Here is a 16,410-nt window from a genome sequence, read left to right on the forward strand (position 1 = left end):
TGGGTTACCTCCACTCGCTTCCGAACTCGGCTTCGAGTTCGTCGATCTCTGCTTGGGACAGCGACACCAGCGGCAGGTCGGACGGGGTGTGTCCGCCCGCCGGGCCGGTGTGGCTCAGGGTGGTCAGGGCCTCGCGCCACAGGTCGGCGAGGGCGCGTACGTCGTCCTCGGACCAGCGGCCGGGGGCCCAGGACCAGGTGGCCCGCAGCCCGTCGTCGCCGGCCACGGCGGTGATCTCCAGACCGTGGGCGACGGGGAGGTCGGGGTCGTGGGCGGCTCCGAGGGCGAGCGCGCCGGGCAGTTCCTCCGGGGCCGTCGACCAGTCGGCCGGCCGCCCGTCGGACGTCCGCTCGCGGGCCGTGCGGCCCAGGTAGTTGAAGCCGATCTGCGGTGCCGGGAGCGAGGCGAGAACCGGGCCGGTCTCCGGGTTGAGGTGGCGGAGCAGACCGTGGCCGATGCCGTGGTCGGGTACGGCGCGCAGCTGCTCCTTGACACTGCGCAGCACCTGCGCGGGATCGGCGAGGTCGAGGCCGGTGAGGTCGAGCCGGGCCGGGACGACACTGGTGAACCAGCCCACCGTGCGGGAGAGATCGACCCCCTCGGCCGGTTCCTCGCGCCCGTGCCGCTCGATGTCCAGCAGCAGTGCCGGGTGATGCCGCCACCGCGCGAAGGCGAGGGCGAGGGCGGAGAGCAGGACGTCGTCGGGGCCGGCGTGGAAGGCGGCGGCGACCGAGGTGAGCAGCTCGGTGGTCGGCTCGGGCGGGAGGTCGACGGTGAGATGACGCATGGCGCCGACGACGTCCCGCGCCGGGTCGGGCCGGTGGGTGTCCGCCGGCGGGTCGGGAGCCTCCAGCATCCGCCGCCAGACGTCCAGTTCGGCCGTCCGCGTGTGGGCCTCCCGCTCCAGCAGCCGCGCCCAGTGCCTCAACGGCGTACCGGGCGGCGGCAGTTCGTCCTCCCGCCAGGCGGCGGCCAGGTCGGTGCGGAGGATGCCCCAGGAGACCCCGTCGACCGCCAGATGATGAACCGTCAGCAGGAGCCGTCCGGGGCGCTCGGGCCCGGCGTCGTACCAGACCGCGTACACCAGTTCACCCGCCTCCGGCCGCAGCCGGTGTGCTGCCGGCGCGGCGAGCACCGCCCCGAAATCCCCGTCCGGTACGGCGACCCGCTCCAGCAGTCCGGCCGCGTTCACGCTCCCGGGCGGTGGGATGTACGCGGCCCAGTCGCCGTCGGTCGTCAGCCGCGTCCGCAGCGCGTCATGGTGATCGAGTACGGCCTGGAGGGCGCCCGCCAGCCGCTTCTCGTCCGCCCCGGCCGGGGTGACGAGCAGGACCGACTGGCTGAACGAGCCGATGGGGCCGCCACGTTCGCGCAACCGGTGCAGGGCCGGGGTGAGCGGCAGTTCACCGACCGCCGACTCCCGGGCGGGCCCTTCAGCCGGGGCCGGACGGCTCGCGGCCACCGCGGCGAGCCCGGAGACCGTGCGCTGTTCGAACACATCACGCGGGGTCAGTCGGAGCCCGGCCGCGAGCGCGCGGCTGACCAGGTGGATGGAGGCGATGCTGTCGCCGCCGAGGTCGAAGAAGCCGTCATCGGCCCCGACACCTCGGCGGTCGATGCCGAGCACCTCGGCGAACAGCCCGCACAGGGTCTCCTCCTGCGGGGTGCGCGGGGCGACGCGGGTCTCACCGGCCGTGACCTCGGGTGCGGGCAGCGCGGCCCGGTCCAGCTTGCCGTTGGCCGTCATCGGCAGGCCGTCCAGCACCACGAACGCCTCCGGCACCATGTGGTCGGGCAACCGCCGTGCCGCATGCGCCCGTACGGCTTCGCCGTCGACCGCCGACCCGACGAGGTACCCGACCAGACGCCGGACGCCGGGCCGGTCCTCGCGCACCACGACCGCGGCCTGTTCGACGGCCGGGTACGCGGTGAGCACACCTTCGATCTCGCCGGGCTCGATCCTCAGGCCCCGGATCTTGATCTGGCCGTCGGCCCGCCCGCGCAGTTCCAGGGTGCCGTCGGTGCGGCGCACGGCCAGGTCGCCGGTGCGGTACACGCGCTCCCCGGGCGGTCCGAAGGGGTCGGCGACGAACCGCTCGGCGGTCAGACCGGGCCGGTTCCGGTAACCGCGGGCCACCTGGTGACCGGCCACGTACAGCTCGCCCACGACACCGGCCGGGACCGGGTTCAGCCAGGCGTCGAGCACATACGCCCGGGTGTTCCACATGGGGCGCCCGATGGGCACGGGCCCGGACGGCAGGTCGTCGCCGGGTTCGATGCGATGGTCGGTGCAGCCGACGGTGAGCTCGGTGGGGCCGTAGTGGTTGATCAGCCGTACGCCGGGGTGGTCCCGGCGCCAAACGCGCAGGGCCTCCCCGACGAGGGCCTCACCGCCCAGCATGAACTCCTCGGTGGGCGAGATGTCGTGCGGCAGGGCGGGCAGCAGCGCCAGATGGCTGGGCGTGGCCTTGAGGAAGGTGTAGCCGCCGGGCAGCGGGTCGGCGCCCGCCTCGTGGACGGCGGCGACGTGCACCCGGCCGCCCACCGCGAGCGCGCCGTGCAGGGTCGTGACCGTGGCGTCGAAGGACATGGTGGCGTGCAGCAGCGAGGCACCGCGCAGACCCGGGTACACCTCCGCGCAACGGGCCAGGTAGGTGGTGAGGTTGCGGTGTTCGACGACGACGCCCTTGGGCCGCCCGGTGGTGCCTGAGGTGTAGATCAGATAGGCCGGGTCGGCGGGCCGTGCCTCAGCCAACTCGGTCATGGCACCGGGCGCGTCCGTGTCGGGGCTCACGACCGGGCAGTCGGCGGTCATAGGCTCCCGGGCGATGACGCACACCGGGTCGGCGTCCGACAGCAGATACGCGGTCCGCTCGGCGGGATGGTCCGGGTCGAGCGGCAGATAGGCCGCGCCCGCCTTGAGGACGGCCAGCACCGCCACCGCGAGGTCCACGGACCGGGGCAGCGCGAAGGCGACGACTGTTCCCCGACCGGCGCCGTACGAGGCCAGTACCCGCGCCAACCGGTCTGCCCACGCATTGAGTTGACGGTATGTCAGGGCCGTTCGGGCGTCCGTCACCGCCACCGCGTCCGGTGTCTTCGCCGCACACACCTCGAACAGCCGGGGGAAGGTCGTCTCCGGCACCTCACGCGCGGTGTCGTTGAACTCGACGAGCAGCCGCCGCCGTTCGTCCGGACCGAGGATGTCCAGTACGCCGACGGGCCGGTCGGGGGCGTCCACGGCGGCCCGCAACAGCCGTTCCAGGCGGGCGGCGAGGGCCTCGGCCGTACCCCGGTCGAAGAGATCGGCGCTGTACTGGAGGATGCCTTCGATGCCGTCCGGGGAACCGTCGGGGGCGCGTCGCTCGCCGAGGTTGAAGGTGAGGTCGATCTTGGTGGTGCCGGTCTCCACGGCGAGCGCGTGCGCGGTGAGCCCCGGCAGGTCGAGGTGGGGTTCGGTGGTGCCGGGGCGGAAGGCCAGCATCACCTGGAACAGCGGGTGCCGGGCCAGTGAGCGAGGCGGGTTGAGCGCCTCGACCAACTGCTCGAACGGCAGGTCCTGGTGGGCGAAGGCCGCGAGGTCGGTCTCCCGGACCCGGACGAGCAGCTCCCGGAAGGTGGGGGCGCCGGAGGTGTCGGTGCGCAGGACGACGGTGTTGAGGAAACAGCCGACCAGGTCGTCCAGCTTCTCGTCGGCGCGGCCCGCGACCGGCGTGCCGAGCGGGATGTCGGTGCCCGCGCCGAGCCGGGTGAGCAGGGCGGCGAGCCCCGCCTGCACGACCATGAACACGGTCGTGCCGGTCTCCCCGGCCAGGTGGCGCAGCCGCCTGTGCAGCGCCGCGTCCAGCCGTACGGGGATGTCGCCGCCCCGGTGGGTGGCGCGAGCCGGGCGGGGGCGGTCGGTGGGCAACGCCAGTTCGTCGGGGAGTCCCGCCAACGCCCCTGACCAGTAAGTCACCTGACGTTCCATCACATCGCTGTCGAGCAGGAGCTCCCGCTGCCGGACGGCGAAGTCGGCGTACTGCACCGGCAGTGGCGCCCATACGGGGTCCCGGTGCTCCCGCCGGGCGCGGTAGGCGGTGGCGAGATCGCGGACGAGAGGTTCCAGGGACCGGCCGTCGGCGGCCATGTGGTGCAGCACCAGCAGCAGCACGTGGTCCTCCGGGCCGAGGACGAGGAGGTGGGCACGGAACGGGATGTCCTCGGCGAGCCGGAACTCCAGGCCCGCCAACTCAGCCAGCCGCACGAGCACTTCGGCTTCCACGACCCGCTCGACGCGCAACCCGGGACGGGCGGCCGCCGGCTCCAGCAGCCGCTGGTGCGGGGTGCCGTCGACGTCCGGGTAGACGGTGCGCAGGATCTCGTGCCGGGTGACCAGGTCGGCCAGTGCGGCGCTCAGGGCGTTCCGGTCGAGGGCGGCGCCCGTGAGGCGTACGGCGAGCGGGATGTGGTAGGCCGCGCCGGACTCCTCCAGCCGGTCGAGGAACCACAGCCGACGCTGGGCCGAGGACAGCGGAGCCTCGTCGGGGACGGCTCCCGGCGACCACGTCCGGGAGGCGGGCCGTGCGACGGTGCCCCTGCCGACCAGGCCGGCCAGGGCCGCCGGAGTCGGCGCGCCGAAGACGTCCCGCAGCGTCAGGTCCGCGCCCAGCGTGTCGCGGATCCGGCCGATGAGACGCAGGGCGAGCAGCGAATGGCCGCCGAGGGCGAAGAAGCTGTCGTCCGGGCCGGTGCCGGGCAGGCCGAGGACATCCGCGAAGAGGCCGCAGAGGGCTTCCTCCTCGGGGGTGCGCGGCGAGCGCGTCCCGGCTGCCATGGCCTCGGGGGCGGGCAGGGCGGCCCGGTCCAGCTTGCCGTTGGCGGTCAGCGGCAGCCGCTCCAACCGTACGACGGCGGTGGGGACCATAAAGGCGGGCAGTTGGTCGGCGAGGTGGGCCCGCAGGGCGTCCTGGTGCGGTGTCGTGCCCTCGACGGGAACGGCGTAGGCGACCAGGCGGCGGTCGCCGGGGCGGTCCTCGCGGACGAGGGCGACCGCCTGGGCGACCTCCGGGTGGGCGGCGAGGGCGGTCTCGATCTCCCCGGGTTCGACGCGGAAGCCGCGCAGCTTGACCTGGCCGTCGGCGCGCCCGTGGAACTCCAGCTCGCCGTTTCCGTTCAGCCGGACCTGGTCGCCGGTGCGGTACATACGGGCGCCGGGCGGGCCGTACGGGTCGGCGGTGAAGCGTTCGGCGGTGGCGTCGGGGCGGCCGAGGTAGCCACGGGCCACACCGGGGCCGGCCACATACAACTCACCGACCGTGCCGCGGGGAACCGGTCGCAGGGCACCGTCGAGGACGTGGGCGCGCATGCCGTCGAGCGGGCGGCCGATGGGCAGTGCGTCGGGCACCTCGGCCGCGTCGGCGCAAGGGCGGGACGTGGCGAAGGTGGTGCTCTCGGTCGGGCCGTAGCCGTTGGTGACGGTCAGCCCGGGGCAGGCCGCCAGCACTCGGCGCACAGCGGACGCGGGGACGGCCTCGCCGCCGGCCCACACCTGCCGCAGGCCCGCGAAACAGCCCGGGTCCTGCTCGGCCGCGAGCCGGAACAGCCCGGCGGTCAGCCACAGCGCCGTCAGCCCGTGCCGTGCCGTCAGCCGCGCCACGGCGGCCGCGTCCATGCCCTCGTCCGGGCCGGCGACCACGGCGGTGCCCCCGTTCAGCAGCGGCACCCACATCTCGTACGTGGACGCGTCGAACGCGGTCGGAGAATGGACGAGGACCCGGGCGTGCGCACCGCCGCCGAACGCCGAGTCGGCGGTCAGCGCGGTGATGTCCCGATGGGTGACGGCGACGCCCTTGGGGGTGCCGGTGGAGCCCGAGGTGTAGCTGACGTACGCCAACTGATCGGGGTGCAGGGGTATTTCCGGGTCGCTTTCCGGTTCGGCGGCGAGCGACGGGTCGGCGCAGGGGAGGACGGTGAGACCGTCGTACGTGTCGTCGGAGCTGTCGGCGTTGTCGGTGCCGTCGGAGCCGTTGGTCAGCAGCACCGTCGCGCCGGTCTCGGCGAGGATCCGTCGGGTGCGGGCGGCCGGGGCGCGCGGGTCGAGGCCGACGTAGGCGCCGCCTGCCTTGAGGACGGCCAGCAATGCCACGATCAGCTCGTCGGAGCGGTGCGTCAGGACCGCCACCCGGTCCTCGGGGCGTACACCGAGCCGGAGCAGACGGTGGGCGAGCCGGTTGGCGCGGGTGTTCAACTCCCCGCGGCCGGTGGTGCGGTCGCCGTGGACGACCGCGACGGCGTCGGGATCGGCGGTCGCGCGGGCCGCGAAGAGGTCGGGGACGCTGCGGCCGCTCGCGACCGGAACCGGCCCGTCGAGCAGTGCTCCTTCCCAGGGCAGCACCAGTTCCACCCGCCCGACGACCGTGCCGGGCCCGACGGCCGCCGCCGCGAACTGCTCCAGGAAGCGGACGAAACGCCGGTGATGGGCGGTCAGTTCGGCGTCCGTGTAGTGCTCGGGACTCGCGTCGAGATCGACCCGTATCCCCTCGCCGTCCGCGCGGTCGTAGACGTTGACGGCGAGGTCCTCGACCGGCCCCGTGGAGAGGTTGTGGCGGGTGGTCGGGTGTCCGCCGAAGCGCAACTCCGGCCCGAAGGCCATGATGTTGACCACCGGGCCGAAGAAGCGGCGCCCGCCCTGCGGCCAGTCCAGCTCACGGCACAGCTCCTCGCCACGGTGACGCTGGTGCGCCAGCAGGTCCCGGGTGGCGCGGGCGGCCTGCCGTACGAGGTCGACGGCGGGGGTGTCCGGGCGTACGGACAGCCGCAGCGGGAGCACGTTGGACGCCATGCCCGGAGTGGAGAGTTCCGTCTCGCTCTCCCGGGCTGTGACGGCGAGGCCGAGGACGATGTCCCGGGCGCCGGTGAGCCGGTGCAGATAGGCGGCGGTCGCCGCGAGGACCACACGGGACCAGCGGGTGCCGGCGCGTTCGGCGGCGGAGTGGACCAAGTCCCCGGCGGGCTCGGGGAGATGGCCGGTGCGGCGCAGGAAACGGCCGGCGACGTGCGGCGGGCGGGCGGTCAGGCCCACCGGGTCGGGCCGGTCGGCGAGGGCGCGTGTCCAGTGCGCGCGGTCCCGCTGATACCGCTCGCTCGTCCGGTGTGCCTCGTCGGCGGCGAGCAGCGGGGCGAGGGGCGCGGGCGGCGGGGAGTGCGGGGTGCCCGCCACGAGTGCGGTGTACGCGTCGGCCACCCGCCGGGCGATCAGCGAGCAGCTGAAGCCGTCGACCGCGATGTGGTGGTACGCCTGGTACCAGATCCAGTGGTCGCCGGCGAGCCGCAGCAGCGCGTACCGGAACAGCGGGCCCCGGTCGAGGTCGAAGGGCGTGGCGAAGTCGCCGGCCATCCACTCCCGGGCGGCATCGGCGCCGCCCGCGTCGACGACGGGCAGGATCCCGCCGGGACCCCTCCCCTCGGTGTCGGCGTCGACGAACAGCCGTACGCCGTCGTCGTCGGCCGCGAACCGGGACCGCAGCGTCTCGGTGGCGTCGACCACCTGCCGTACGGCCGTCCGGAGCAGATCCGGGTCGACCGGACCATGGATCTCCGTGTACTCGCCGACGTTGTAGGCGGCGCCGCCCCCGTCGAGTCGCTGACCGAACCACATCGAGCGCTGGGCGGCGGACGGATCAAGTCCGGGGCGTACGGTCATCGGCGGGCTCCGGTGGGGGCGGTGGAGATGGGGGCGAACGGGCTGCCGGGGGCGCGGCGGATCATCAGCGCGCTGCCGGCGGGCGATGGGTTACGGGCGAGGTGCTTGTGCGGGAGCGGAGGGACGGTGGCGGGGTGGTCGCGTGAGGGCGGTGGGTCTTCGGGGCGTCGCCGTGGGGGCGGTGGGGCGGCGTCGGTGGGGTGTTCTCGTGGAGGCAGCAGGGGATCGGGCTGCCTCGGCGGAGGTGGGGCGGCGTTGGTGGGGCGCTCGTGTGGAGGCGGCGCGGGGTCAACGGCCCGCACCCGTGGGGGCGGGGACGTACGACAGCAGCCGTCCCACCTGGTCCGCGACCGCGCGCGGGCCGTCGCCGTCGGCGGGCCACGGGACGCGCAGCCAGGGCTCGGCCGGGACCAGCGGCAGGTCGCCGGCCTGGCGGGCCCGGCCGCCACCGGTGATGTTGAGGAGGACCAACTCGTCACGTTCGACGCGCCCGGCGCGTACGGCGTCGGCGAGGGCGGCCAGCGCGACTCCCGCACCGGGCTCGATGTCGATGCCCTCGGTCTCCTCGAACAGGGCCATGGCGGCGAGCGTGGCAACGTTGTCCGCGCACAGCACATCGCCGCCGCTCTCGGTGAGCACCTCGCGCACCCCGCCGCGTACGGTGAACGGCGGGCGGCGGTTGGTCAGTTCGCGGGCCAGGGGCTCGTGTTCGCGATGGGCCGGAGCCCGACCGCCGGAGTGCCAGGCCTCGAACAGCGGGGCGAACGGCGCGTTCTGGCACATCAGCAGGCGCGGCAGCGGCTCGTCGTCCGTCCGGATCCGGCCGGCCGTCTCGTGGGCGCCGATGGCTCCGGTACCGCTGCCCACGGCCTGTACATACGTCCGGGGCAGGCGCCCGAGCGCCTCGGCCGCCGCCAGCATCACACTGCCGAGGCCGTCACGGCGCCCGACGTTGCGGCAGCCGCCCTCCGCCCGGTGGCCGGGAAGCCGGGCCAGCAGGTCGGCGCATTCGATGGCGTCGCTGTAGGTGGCGAGGCCGTCCAGGACGACGATACGGACGCAGGGGTCGAGCGGGCCGGGGAAGCGCATGCCGTCCAGGGCCGGCGCGGGCACGACGATCAGACACGGCACCTGGCGGCGGGACGCGGCCCAGGCGAAGGCGGCGGCGGTGTTGCCCGCCGAGGGGATCACCAGCACGGGCGGGTCATCGGGCAGCCGACCGAGCACCGTGTAGGCCTCCAGGTCCTTGAACGTGCAGGTGGGCAGCCCGGCACCGCGCTCCGGCCAGTACCCGTTGAAGGCGACACACAGCCGGGAGAGACCGATCCGGCGGCCGAGCCGGTCGGCGTGGTACACGACCGGACCGGGCACGCCCGTGAAGGTCCGCGCCACGGGGAGCAACCGGGCGTGCCGGAACAGTCCGGTGACGGTGTGTCCGGCGCTGCCGGTGAACCCGTCAGGAGCGGTGAACCCGTCAGGAGCGGTGAACCCGTCAGGAGCGGAGGACCCGTCACGAGCGGAGGACCCGTCACGAGCAGAGGACCCGTCATACGCAGAGGTCCCGTCGTGCATCGCGTACTCGGTCCGTAGGAGCGCCGGTTCGTGCGGCTCGGTGCAGTCGAGCATCAGGCCGTCGTCCTCGTAGCGGGCTCCGCATGCGGAGCAGACGACCCTGTAGTGCCGATTTCCCGGGTGTACTTGGGGGCGTACTCGGGACATTTTCCTTGCCTTCCACAATGGTGCGCAGTTCGCTGGTCAATTGCAGCCGAGACTGCGCAAAGAGGGGGTGACCCGCGCATTACCGTTTCACCAATGGACAGTTGACATTCCGTTCGTTCCTGTGAACCGGTCTACACCTGTGGACTGTTCAATTCCGCTTCATCTTTCCTTCTCTGACCGGCGGTTGATGGCACGCATGTCCTGGGCAACCATGCGAGACGCACACGCCTTGACGAGAGGACCGCGGGAATGGGTGAGAAGCCGATGCATGAACTCCCGGCGGAGTGGGCAAATACTTCTCCATTGCCATGGCTGCCGTCGCCGGTTCCGGTTTCCCTCTTCCCGGTGAATGGTGAAGACCGGGAACACGCGCGCGCCGGAGAATACGGCGAATATCGCGAGCCCGCGCCCGAGTCGCTGCTCTCCGCCTACCGGAAAATGGTGCTCGGGCGCCGCTTCGACGAGCAGGCGACCGCGCTCGCCCGACAGGGCCGGCTCGCGGTCCACCCCTCCAGCCTCGGCCAGGAGGCATGCCAGGTGGGCGCCGCGCTCGCACTCCGCCCGACGGACTGGCTGTTCCCCACCTACCGCGACTGCGTCGCCCTGGTCAGCCGGGGCATCGACCCGGTCGAGGCGCTCACCCTGTTGCGCGGTGACGGCCACTGCGGCTACGACCCCGTACGGCACCGCACCGCGCCCCAGTGCACCCCGCTGGCCACACACGCCGCGCACGCCACCGGGCTCGCCCACGGCGAGCGCCTCAAGGGCACGGACACGGTCGCCCTCGCACTGGTCGGCGACGGGGCCACCAGTGAGGGGGACTTCCACGAGGCGCTGGGCCTCGCGGGCGTCCTGCGGGCACCCGTCGTCTTCCTCGTACAGAACAACCGTTACGCCATCTCCGTCCCGCTCTCCGCCCAGAGCGCCGCACCGAGCCTGGCGTACAAGGGCGTCGGCTACGGCGTCCGCTCGGAACAGGTGGACGGCAACGACGTGGCGGCCGTACTCGCCGTCCTGGGCACGGCGATCGAGGACGCGCGCGCGGGCGGCGGCCCCTGGCTGGTCGAGGCGCACACCTACCGCATGGCCCCGCACACGAGCGCCGACGACCCGTCCCGCTACCGGCCGGCCGAGGAGGTCGAGCACTGGCGGGGCCGCGACCCGATCGACCGGCTGGAGGCCGGGCTGCGCGACCGGGGCCTGCTCACCGGGGAAGACGTCATGGCCGCCGCCGCGGCGGCCGAGGCGTACGCGGCCGACCTGCGCACCCGGCTCGCCGAGGACCCCACCCTCGACCCGCTCGGCCTGTTCGACCACGTGTTCAGTGCCCCGACCCCTCAACTGACCGAGCAGCGCGCGGCTCTGCGCGCCGAGCTGAAGGGCCGCTGAGATGACCGAGACGGCTGAGCGGAACGGGGCCGCCGCGACGACGGCTCCCACGACCGGCACCGCCGGTGCTGCCGCCACGACGGCCACCACGATGGCGAAGGCTCTGAACACCGCCCTGCGGGACGCGCTCGACGCGGACGAACGCGTCGTCGTCTTCGGCGAGGACGTCGGCCGGCTCGGCGGCGTCTTCCGGATCACGGAAGGACTCTCGGACACGTTCGGCGAACGCCGCTGCTTCGACACGCCGGTGGCCGAGGCGGGCATCGCGGGCCTCGCGGTCGGTATGGCGATGGCCGGGTTCCGGCCGGTGGTGGAGATGCAGTTCGACGCGTTCGCCTATCCGGCGTTCGAACAGATCGCCTCCCACGTGGCCAAGCTCCGCAACCGCACCCGAGGCGCCCTGGCCCTGCCCATGGTCATCCGCATCCCGTACGGCGGCGGGATCGGCGGCGTGGAGCATCACAGCGACTCCAGCGAGGCGTACTACGCGCACACGGCGGGCCTGAAGGTGGTGACCCCCGCGACCGTGGCGGACGCGTACTCCCTCCTGCGGGAGGCCATCGACGACCCGGACCCGGTGGTCTTCCTGGAACCCAAGCGCCACTACTGGACCAAGGAGGACGTCCGTCTCCCGCTGCGCACCGAGCCGTTCGGCACGGCGGCGGTACGCCGCCCGGGAACGGACGCCACGCTCGTCGCCTACGGCCCGTCGGTCGCCGTGGCCCTGGCGGCGGCGCGGGAGGCGGCGGCCGAGGGCCTGGACGTGGAGGTGCTCGACCTGCGCACCCTCGTCCCACTCGACGACCACGCGCTCACGGCGTCGGTACGGCGCACCGGCCGCTGCCTGGTGGTGCACGAGGCCCAGGGGTTCGCCGGCGTCGGCGCCGAGATCGCGGCACGCGTACAGGAGCGCTGCTTCGACGCACTGCGCGCGCCGGTGCTGCGCGTCACGGGCCTCGACATCCCCTATCCGCCGCCCCTGTTGGAGAGGGCCCATCTGCCCGGCACCGAGCGGGCGTTGGCAGGGCTGCGCCGTCTGCTGCCGGGTGACGGAACGGGCGTACGGCGTCCGGTGCGGGCCCGCGCCGCCGCTGCGGACACCGAGCGTGGGACCGTACGGACCTTTGAACTGCCCGACCTCGGTGAGGGGTTGGCCGAGGCGGAGGTACTGGAGTGGATGGTGGCCGTGGGCGACCACGTCACCGTCGACCAGACCGTGGCCGAGGTCGAGACGGCCAAGTCCGTCGTCACCCTGCCGAGCCCCTTCGCCGGAACGGTGACCGCCCTGCACTGCCGCGCCGGAGAGACCATAGAGGTCGGCGCACCGCTGCTGTCGGTGGCCGAGCCGACACCGGAGCCGGAGGACGCGGGCGCCGACAACGCCGCGGGCGCCGAGGACGCGGGCGCCGACGACTCGGGGGCGGTCCTCACCGGGTACGGGACAGGCGGGGCGCGGGGCAGCCTCGTACTGACTGCGGAACAGCCCGCAGGCCCTCAACAGCCCGGAATGCGCGCCGCTTTGGACGCAGCCGCCGCGAAGTTCCTGCGGGCCCACCGGGACATACCCGCCGTCACCATCTGGGCGGACGCCGACGCCACCGGCCTGCTCGCGGCCCGCGACGCCCTCGGCACGGGCCTGCTCCCGCTGCTGGCCAGGGCCTGTGTCGCCGGGCTCGGCGCCTTCCCCGAACTGAACGCCCGGGTGGACGCCGAGCGTTCGGAGACCGTCCGGCTGTCACGGGTGCACCTCGGCTTCGCCGCCCAGACCACCCACGGGCTGGTCGTCCCCGTCGTACGGGACGCCGACCGGTTGCCGCTCGACGAGCTGGCCGCCGAACTGCGCCGTCTGACCGACCTGGCGCGGCATGACGCGGTCCCCGCCGCGCACCTCACCGGCGGCACCTTCACCCTCAACAACTACGGTCCCCTGGGCGTCGACGGCGCCACCCCGATCCTCAACCATCCCCAGTCCGCGATGCTCGGCATCGGCCGCCTCGTCGACCGCCCCTGGGCGGTGGAAGGCCGGGTGGAAGTACGCAAGGTTCTCCACGTGTCCCTGACCTTCGACCACCGCGTCTGCGACGGCGGCACCGCGGCGGGCTTCCTCCGCCATGTCATCGACGGCTTCACCGCGTTCCGAGGCCCGGAGCAGGGCCGGTGACGTGAGCGGTCACCGACCGCGGCGGTGCTGGGGGCGGGGCGCGTCGCGGCCCGTGGCCCGTGGCGCCGACCAGCCCTGGGGCGGGTCAGTGTGAGCCGTCCACCGGCAGTTCCAGACGCAGTTCGTAGCCTCCGTCCCCCAGGCGCCCGGACGTCACCGTTCCGCCGAGGAGTTCGGCTCGCTGGCGCAGGCCGATCAGGCCGTGATGGGCGCCCGGCAGGGAGAGGGCCGGGCGGCTGGGCGCGGTGTTGGTGACGGTCGCGCGGACGGTGCCGTCCCGGTGGCGGATGTGGATGGTGGCCGTGGCGCCGGGAGCGTGCTTGCGGATGTTGGTCAGGGCTTCCTGGACCGTGCGGTAGACGGCGCGCTGCACGGGCGGTGGGAGATCGGCGGGCAGGTCCGTCCGCAGGTCGGTCTCGATGCCGCTGCCGGTGACCAGCCGGTCGAGGTCGGCGAGGGAGGGCTGCGGCGTCAGCTCGGTGGGACGGCTGCCGGAGGCGCGCAGTACGCCGACCATGTGCCGCAGTTCGTCCAGGGTCTGCACGCTGAGCAGCCGTATCGTGGACGCGGCCTCCTTCGCCTCCCGGTCCCGGCTGCCGACCTGGAGTGCCCCGGCGCGGACGGCGATCAGACTGACCTGGTGGGAGACGGCGTCGTGCATCTCCCGGGCGAGCTGGGCGCGTTCCTTCGCCAGCACGCTCTGCGCGACCAGCAGCCGCTCGTGTTCACGCGCCTCGGACACCTCGACCAGACGCAGGGACAGTTCCCGGCGGGCCTGGACGAGCTGCCCGAGAAAGAGGGGCGCGGTCGCCTGCGCCAGGCTGTAGGAGAGAGGGATCAGGGCCTGCCGGTCGTCCAGGTCGGCGAACTCCGGTGACGGCCACGACCACCAGGTGAGGTCGCAGACCGTGAACCCCAGCGCGCAGACGGCCAGCAGAATGCGGTGATGGGTGCGCGAGGCGAGGGTGTACAGCGCCACCAGCGTGGCGAACACCGCGTCGGTGAACAGGGCGGTCGGCAGGGTGAGCAGGAAGGTCGGCAGCGGGAGCCTGTGGCGTAGGACGAGCGCGAGGGCCGCGAGCAGGGCGGAGGCCAGTTCCCGGGGGTGATGGGCGCCCGTGTCATGGATCCACGCGTCCACCAGGGAGGCCGTCACCAGCGCGGCGGCCGTCATCGGCGCGTGCGGGGTACGGCCGGGGGACCTCATCCGCCCTCCCCGTCCCGGCCGGGGCAGCGCGACGGCCTCAACAGGCCCGCACGCTCGGCCAGCAGGGCCGCCTGCACACGGCTGCCGACCTCCAGCTTGGTCAGGAGGGCGCTCACATGGTCCTTGACCGTCCCGGTGCTCAGATGCATCCGGTCACCGATGTCGGTGTTGGACAGCCCCTCGGTGATGAGGACGAGAACGGCACGCTCGCGCTCGGTGAGCCGGTCGACGAGCCGGGCGGCGGCCTCCCGGGGGCCGTTGTCGAGATAGCCGTCCACGACGGTACGGGTCACCCGGGACGACAGTACGACCCCGCCGGCCACCAACGTCCGTACCAGATACGGAAGTTGCTCCGGATCGGTGTCCTTGAGGAGGAAACCGGCGGCCCCCGACCGCAGGGCGGCCGCCACGTACTCGTCCATGTCGAAGGTGGTGAGCATGGCCACCACAGGAGGGCGCGGCAGTCTGCGGAGTTCCGCGAGGACCGTGAGCCCGTCCACATCCGGCATACGGATGTCCAGCAGGACGACCTCGGGACGCAGCTCCCGCACCGCGTGGACCGCCCGGCCGCCGGGGACAGCCGCCACGACGTCGATGTCGTCCGCCGAGTTGAGGATGTGCTCGAAGCCCGTACGGATCAGGGCTTCGTCGTCGACCACCAGTACCCGGATCACCCGTGCCCCGCTCGCCGTCGGACCACCACTGGACTTGTTCTGGATCCCTACGACGTCCGGGGCCGCCTCCGGGTTCCTTTCCTCCCGTTTTCCGGTCACCTGGCGGGGGTGACTCCGGCTGGTCGGCGGGGCATCTTCAGCCATCCGCCGGATGGGCACACACCCGTGGCGCCCCCGACGGTGAAGTGCATGACACCAGACACGTCATCGGACCTGTCGTCCAAGTCGGGCACCACCACCGTCGCCACCACCACCGAAGCGGGGCGCACCGCCGCAGTCCCCCGAGGGCCGTCGACCGGGCGGCTGGTGGGCCTCGATCTGGCCCGGGGTCTCGCGGTCTTCGGCATGTACGCCGCCCACGTCGGCCCGGACCCGGCGGTCGGCGGGCCGCTGGGTTTCGTCATGGAGCTGGCTCGGGGGCGTTCCTCCGCGCTGTTCGCGCTGCTCGCCGGCTTCACCCTCGTGCTGATCACCGGCCGCCCGCAGCCGCGCACCGGGCGTGCCGGACGGCAGGCGGTGGGCCGGATGGTCATCCGTTCCGTCGTCCTGATCGTCCTGGGCTTCGCCCTGACCGCCCTCGACACCGAGGTCGACGTGATCCTCGCTTTCTACGGGCTGACCTTCCTCGCCGTCCTCCCGCTGTACCGGCTGCGGGCCCGGACGCTCGCGACAGTCGCCGCCGTCTGCGCACTCGCCATGCCCCAAGTCCTGTACGGGATCCGTCTGTTGGTCGAGGAGGGAAGCTGGGCGGACACGGTCGTCGCCTGGGACCCGCTGGCCCGGGTCAGCGGCACGGACGGCTTCATGGAACTGCTGTTCACGGGCGAGTACCCCGTGCTCACCTGGATGTCGTTCATGCTCGCCGGCATGGCGGTGGCCCGCCTCGACCTCACCCGAAGTGCGGTTCGCACCCAACTGGCCGTCACCGGAGGCGCGTTGGCCGTGCTCGGCTACGGCGGATCCTGGCTGGCACTGCGCCTCGTCCCGCATGCGCAATCCACCGTCGCCGCCGCCACGGACGGCGATTCGGCCGCCTCGGCCTGGTGGTCCGACACGGTCGGTTACCTCGTCGACGACACCCCGGCGGCCTGGCTCCTGGTGGGCGCGCCGCACAGCCAGACGACCTTCTCCATCCTCGGCAACACCGGTGCGGCGCTCCTCGTCGTGGCGCTGTGCGTCACCGCCACGGACCGACTGCCGCGTGTCCGGCGCCTCGCCATCCCCGTCCGCGCCGTCGGTATGACGGCCCTCACCGCGTACGTCCTCCACATCCTCGCCATCCGGCAGTTCGGCATGGAGGACGAGCACGGTCCGGCTCTCGTCGACCTCCTCGTCTTCAGCCTGACCGCGATGGTGCTCGCCACCGCCTGGACCCGATGGTTCCGGCGTGGACCGCTGGAGTACCTGCTGCACGTCAGCACCCGACCGGCCCGCTTCATCAGGTGACGCCTCACGGCACATCCGGACGAACTTCAGCCGAACGACCGCCGATTCACCATGACGGCATGGACAGATCACGTCCGCCTACGCGCAAGCTTCTCTCCGCACCATCTGCATGTCACCGATCATCGACGCA

At 73.2% G+C, this 16,410-nt stretch carries 7 protein-coding genes; 3 read left to right on the forward strand and 4 right to left on the reverse strand.

The window, feature by feature from the left end:
* Positions 1–4: 4 nt before the first annotated feature.
* Both JIX56_RS43905 and JIX56_RS43910 read right to left on the reverse strand, forming a co-directional pair.
* Positions 5–7,684 (reverse strand): non-ribosomal peptide synthetase, encoded by a 7,680-nt coding sequence (locus tag JIX56_RS43905; RefSeq protein WP_257549531.1) that lies wholly within the window; start codon positions 7,682–7,684, stop codon positions 5–7.
* Positions 7,685–7,972: 288 nt separating this feature from the next.
* Entirely contained in the window at positions 7,973–9,310 is a 1,338-nt protein-coding gene (locus JIX56_RS43910) for a cysteate synthase (protein WP_443031989.1), read from the reverse strand.
* 357 nt (positions 9,311–9,667) lie between these two features.
* Between JIX56_RS43910 and JIX56_RS43915 the strand changes: the two genes are divergently transcribed.
* Both JIX56_RS43915 and JIX56_RS48225 read left to right on the forward strand, forming a co-directional pair.
* The gene (locus tag JIX56_RS43915) at positions 9,668–10,792 is read left to right on the forward strand and encodes a thiamine pyrophosphate-dependent dehydrogenase E1 component subunit alpha (RefSeq protein ID WP_443032086.1); all 1,125 of its coding nucleotides are present in this window, start codon (positions 9,668–9,670) and stop codon (positions 10,790–10,792) included.
* A gap of 1 nt (position 10,793) precedes the next feature.
* On the forward strand, positions 10,794–12,953 hold the full coding sequence (locus JIX56_RS48225; protein ID WP_443031991.1) for a 2-oxo acid dehydrogenase subunit E2: 2,160 nt from the start codon (positions 10,794–10,796) through the stop codon (positions 12,951–12,953).
* A gap of 85 nt (positions 12,954–13,038) precedes the next feature.
* On the opposite strand, the gene JIX56_RS43930 is transcribed toward JIX56_RS48225, so the two are convergent.
* Complete coding sequence (locus tag JIX56_RS43930) at positions 13,039–14,160, reverse strand: sensor histidine kinase (protein ID WP_257549533.1); 1,122 nt, start codon at positions 14,158–14,160, stop codon at positions 13,039–13,041.
* On the reverse strand, positions 14,157–14,834 hold the full coding sequence (locus JIX56_RS43935) for a response regulator (protein WP_257551463.1): 678 nt from the start codon (positions 14,832–14,834) through the stop codon (positions 14,157–14,159). The genes JIX56_RS43930 and JIX56_RS43935 overlap by 4 nt, the downstream gene beginning before the upstream one ends.
* Before the next feature lie 189 nt (positions 14,835–15,023).
* Here JIX56_RS43935 and JIX56_RS43940 point away from each other — a divergent pair, with 189 nt between their 5' ends.
* Positions 15,024–16,280, forward strand: coding sequence for a DUF418 domain-containing protein (locus tag JIX56_RS43940; RefSeq protein WP_257549534.1), 1,257 nt, complete (start codon positions 15,024–15,026; stop codon positions 16,278–16,280).
* The last annotated feature ends 130 nt before the right edge of the window (positions 16,281–16,410 follow it).

Origin of the sequence: Streptomyces sp. CA-210063, assembly GCF_024612015.1 — a bacterium.
Lineage (GTDB): Bacteria > Actinomycetota > Actinomycetes > Streptomycetales > Streptomycetaceae > Streptomyces.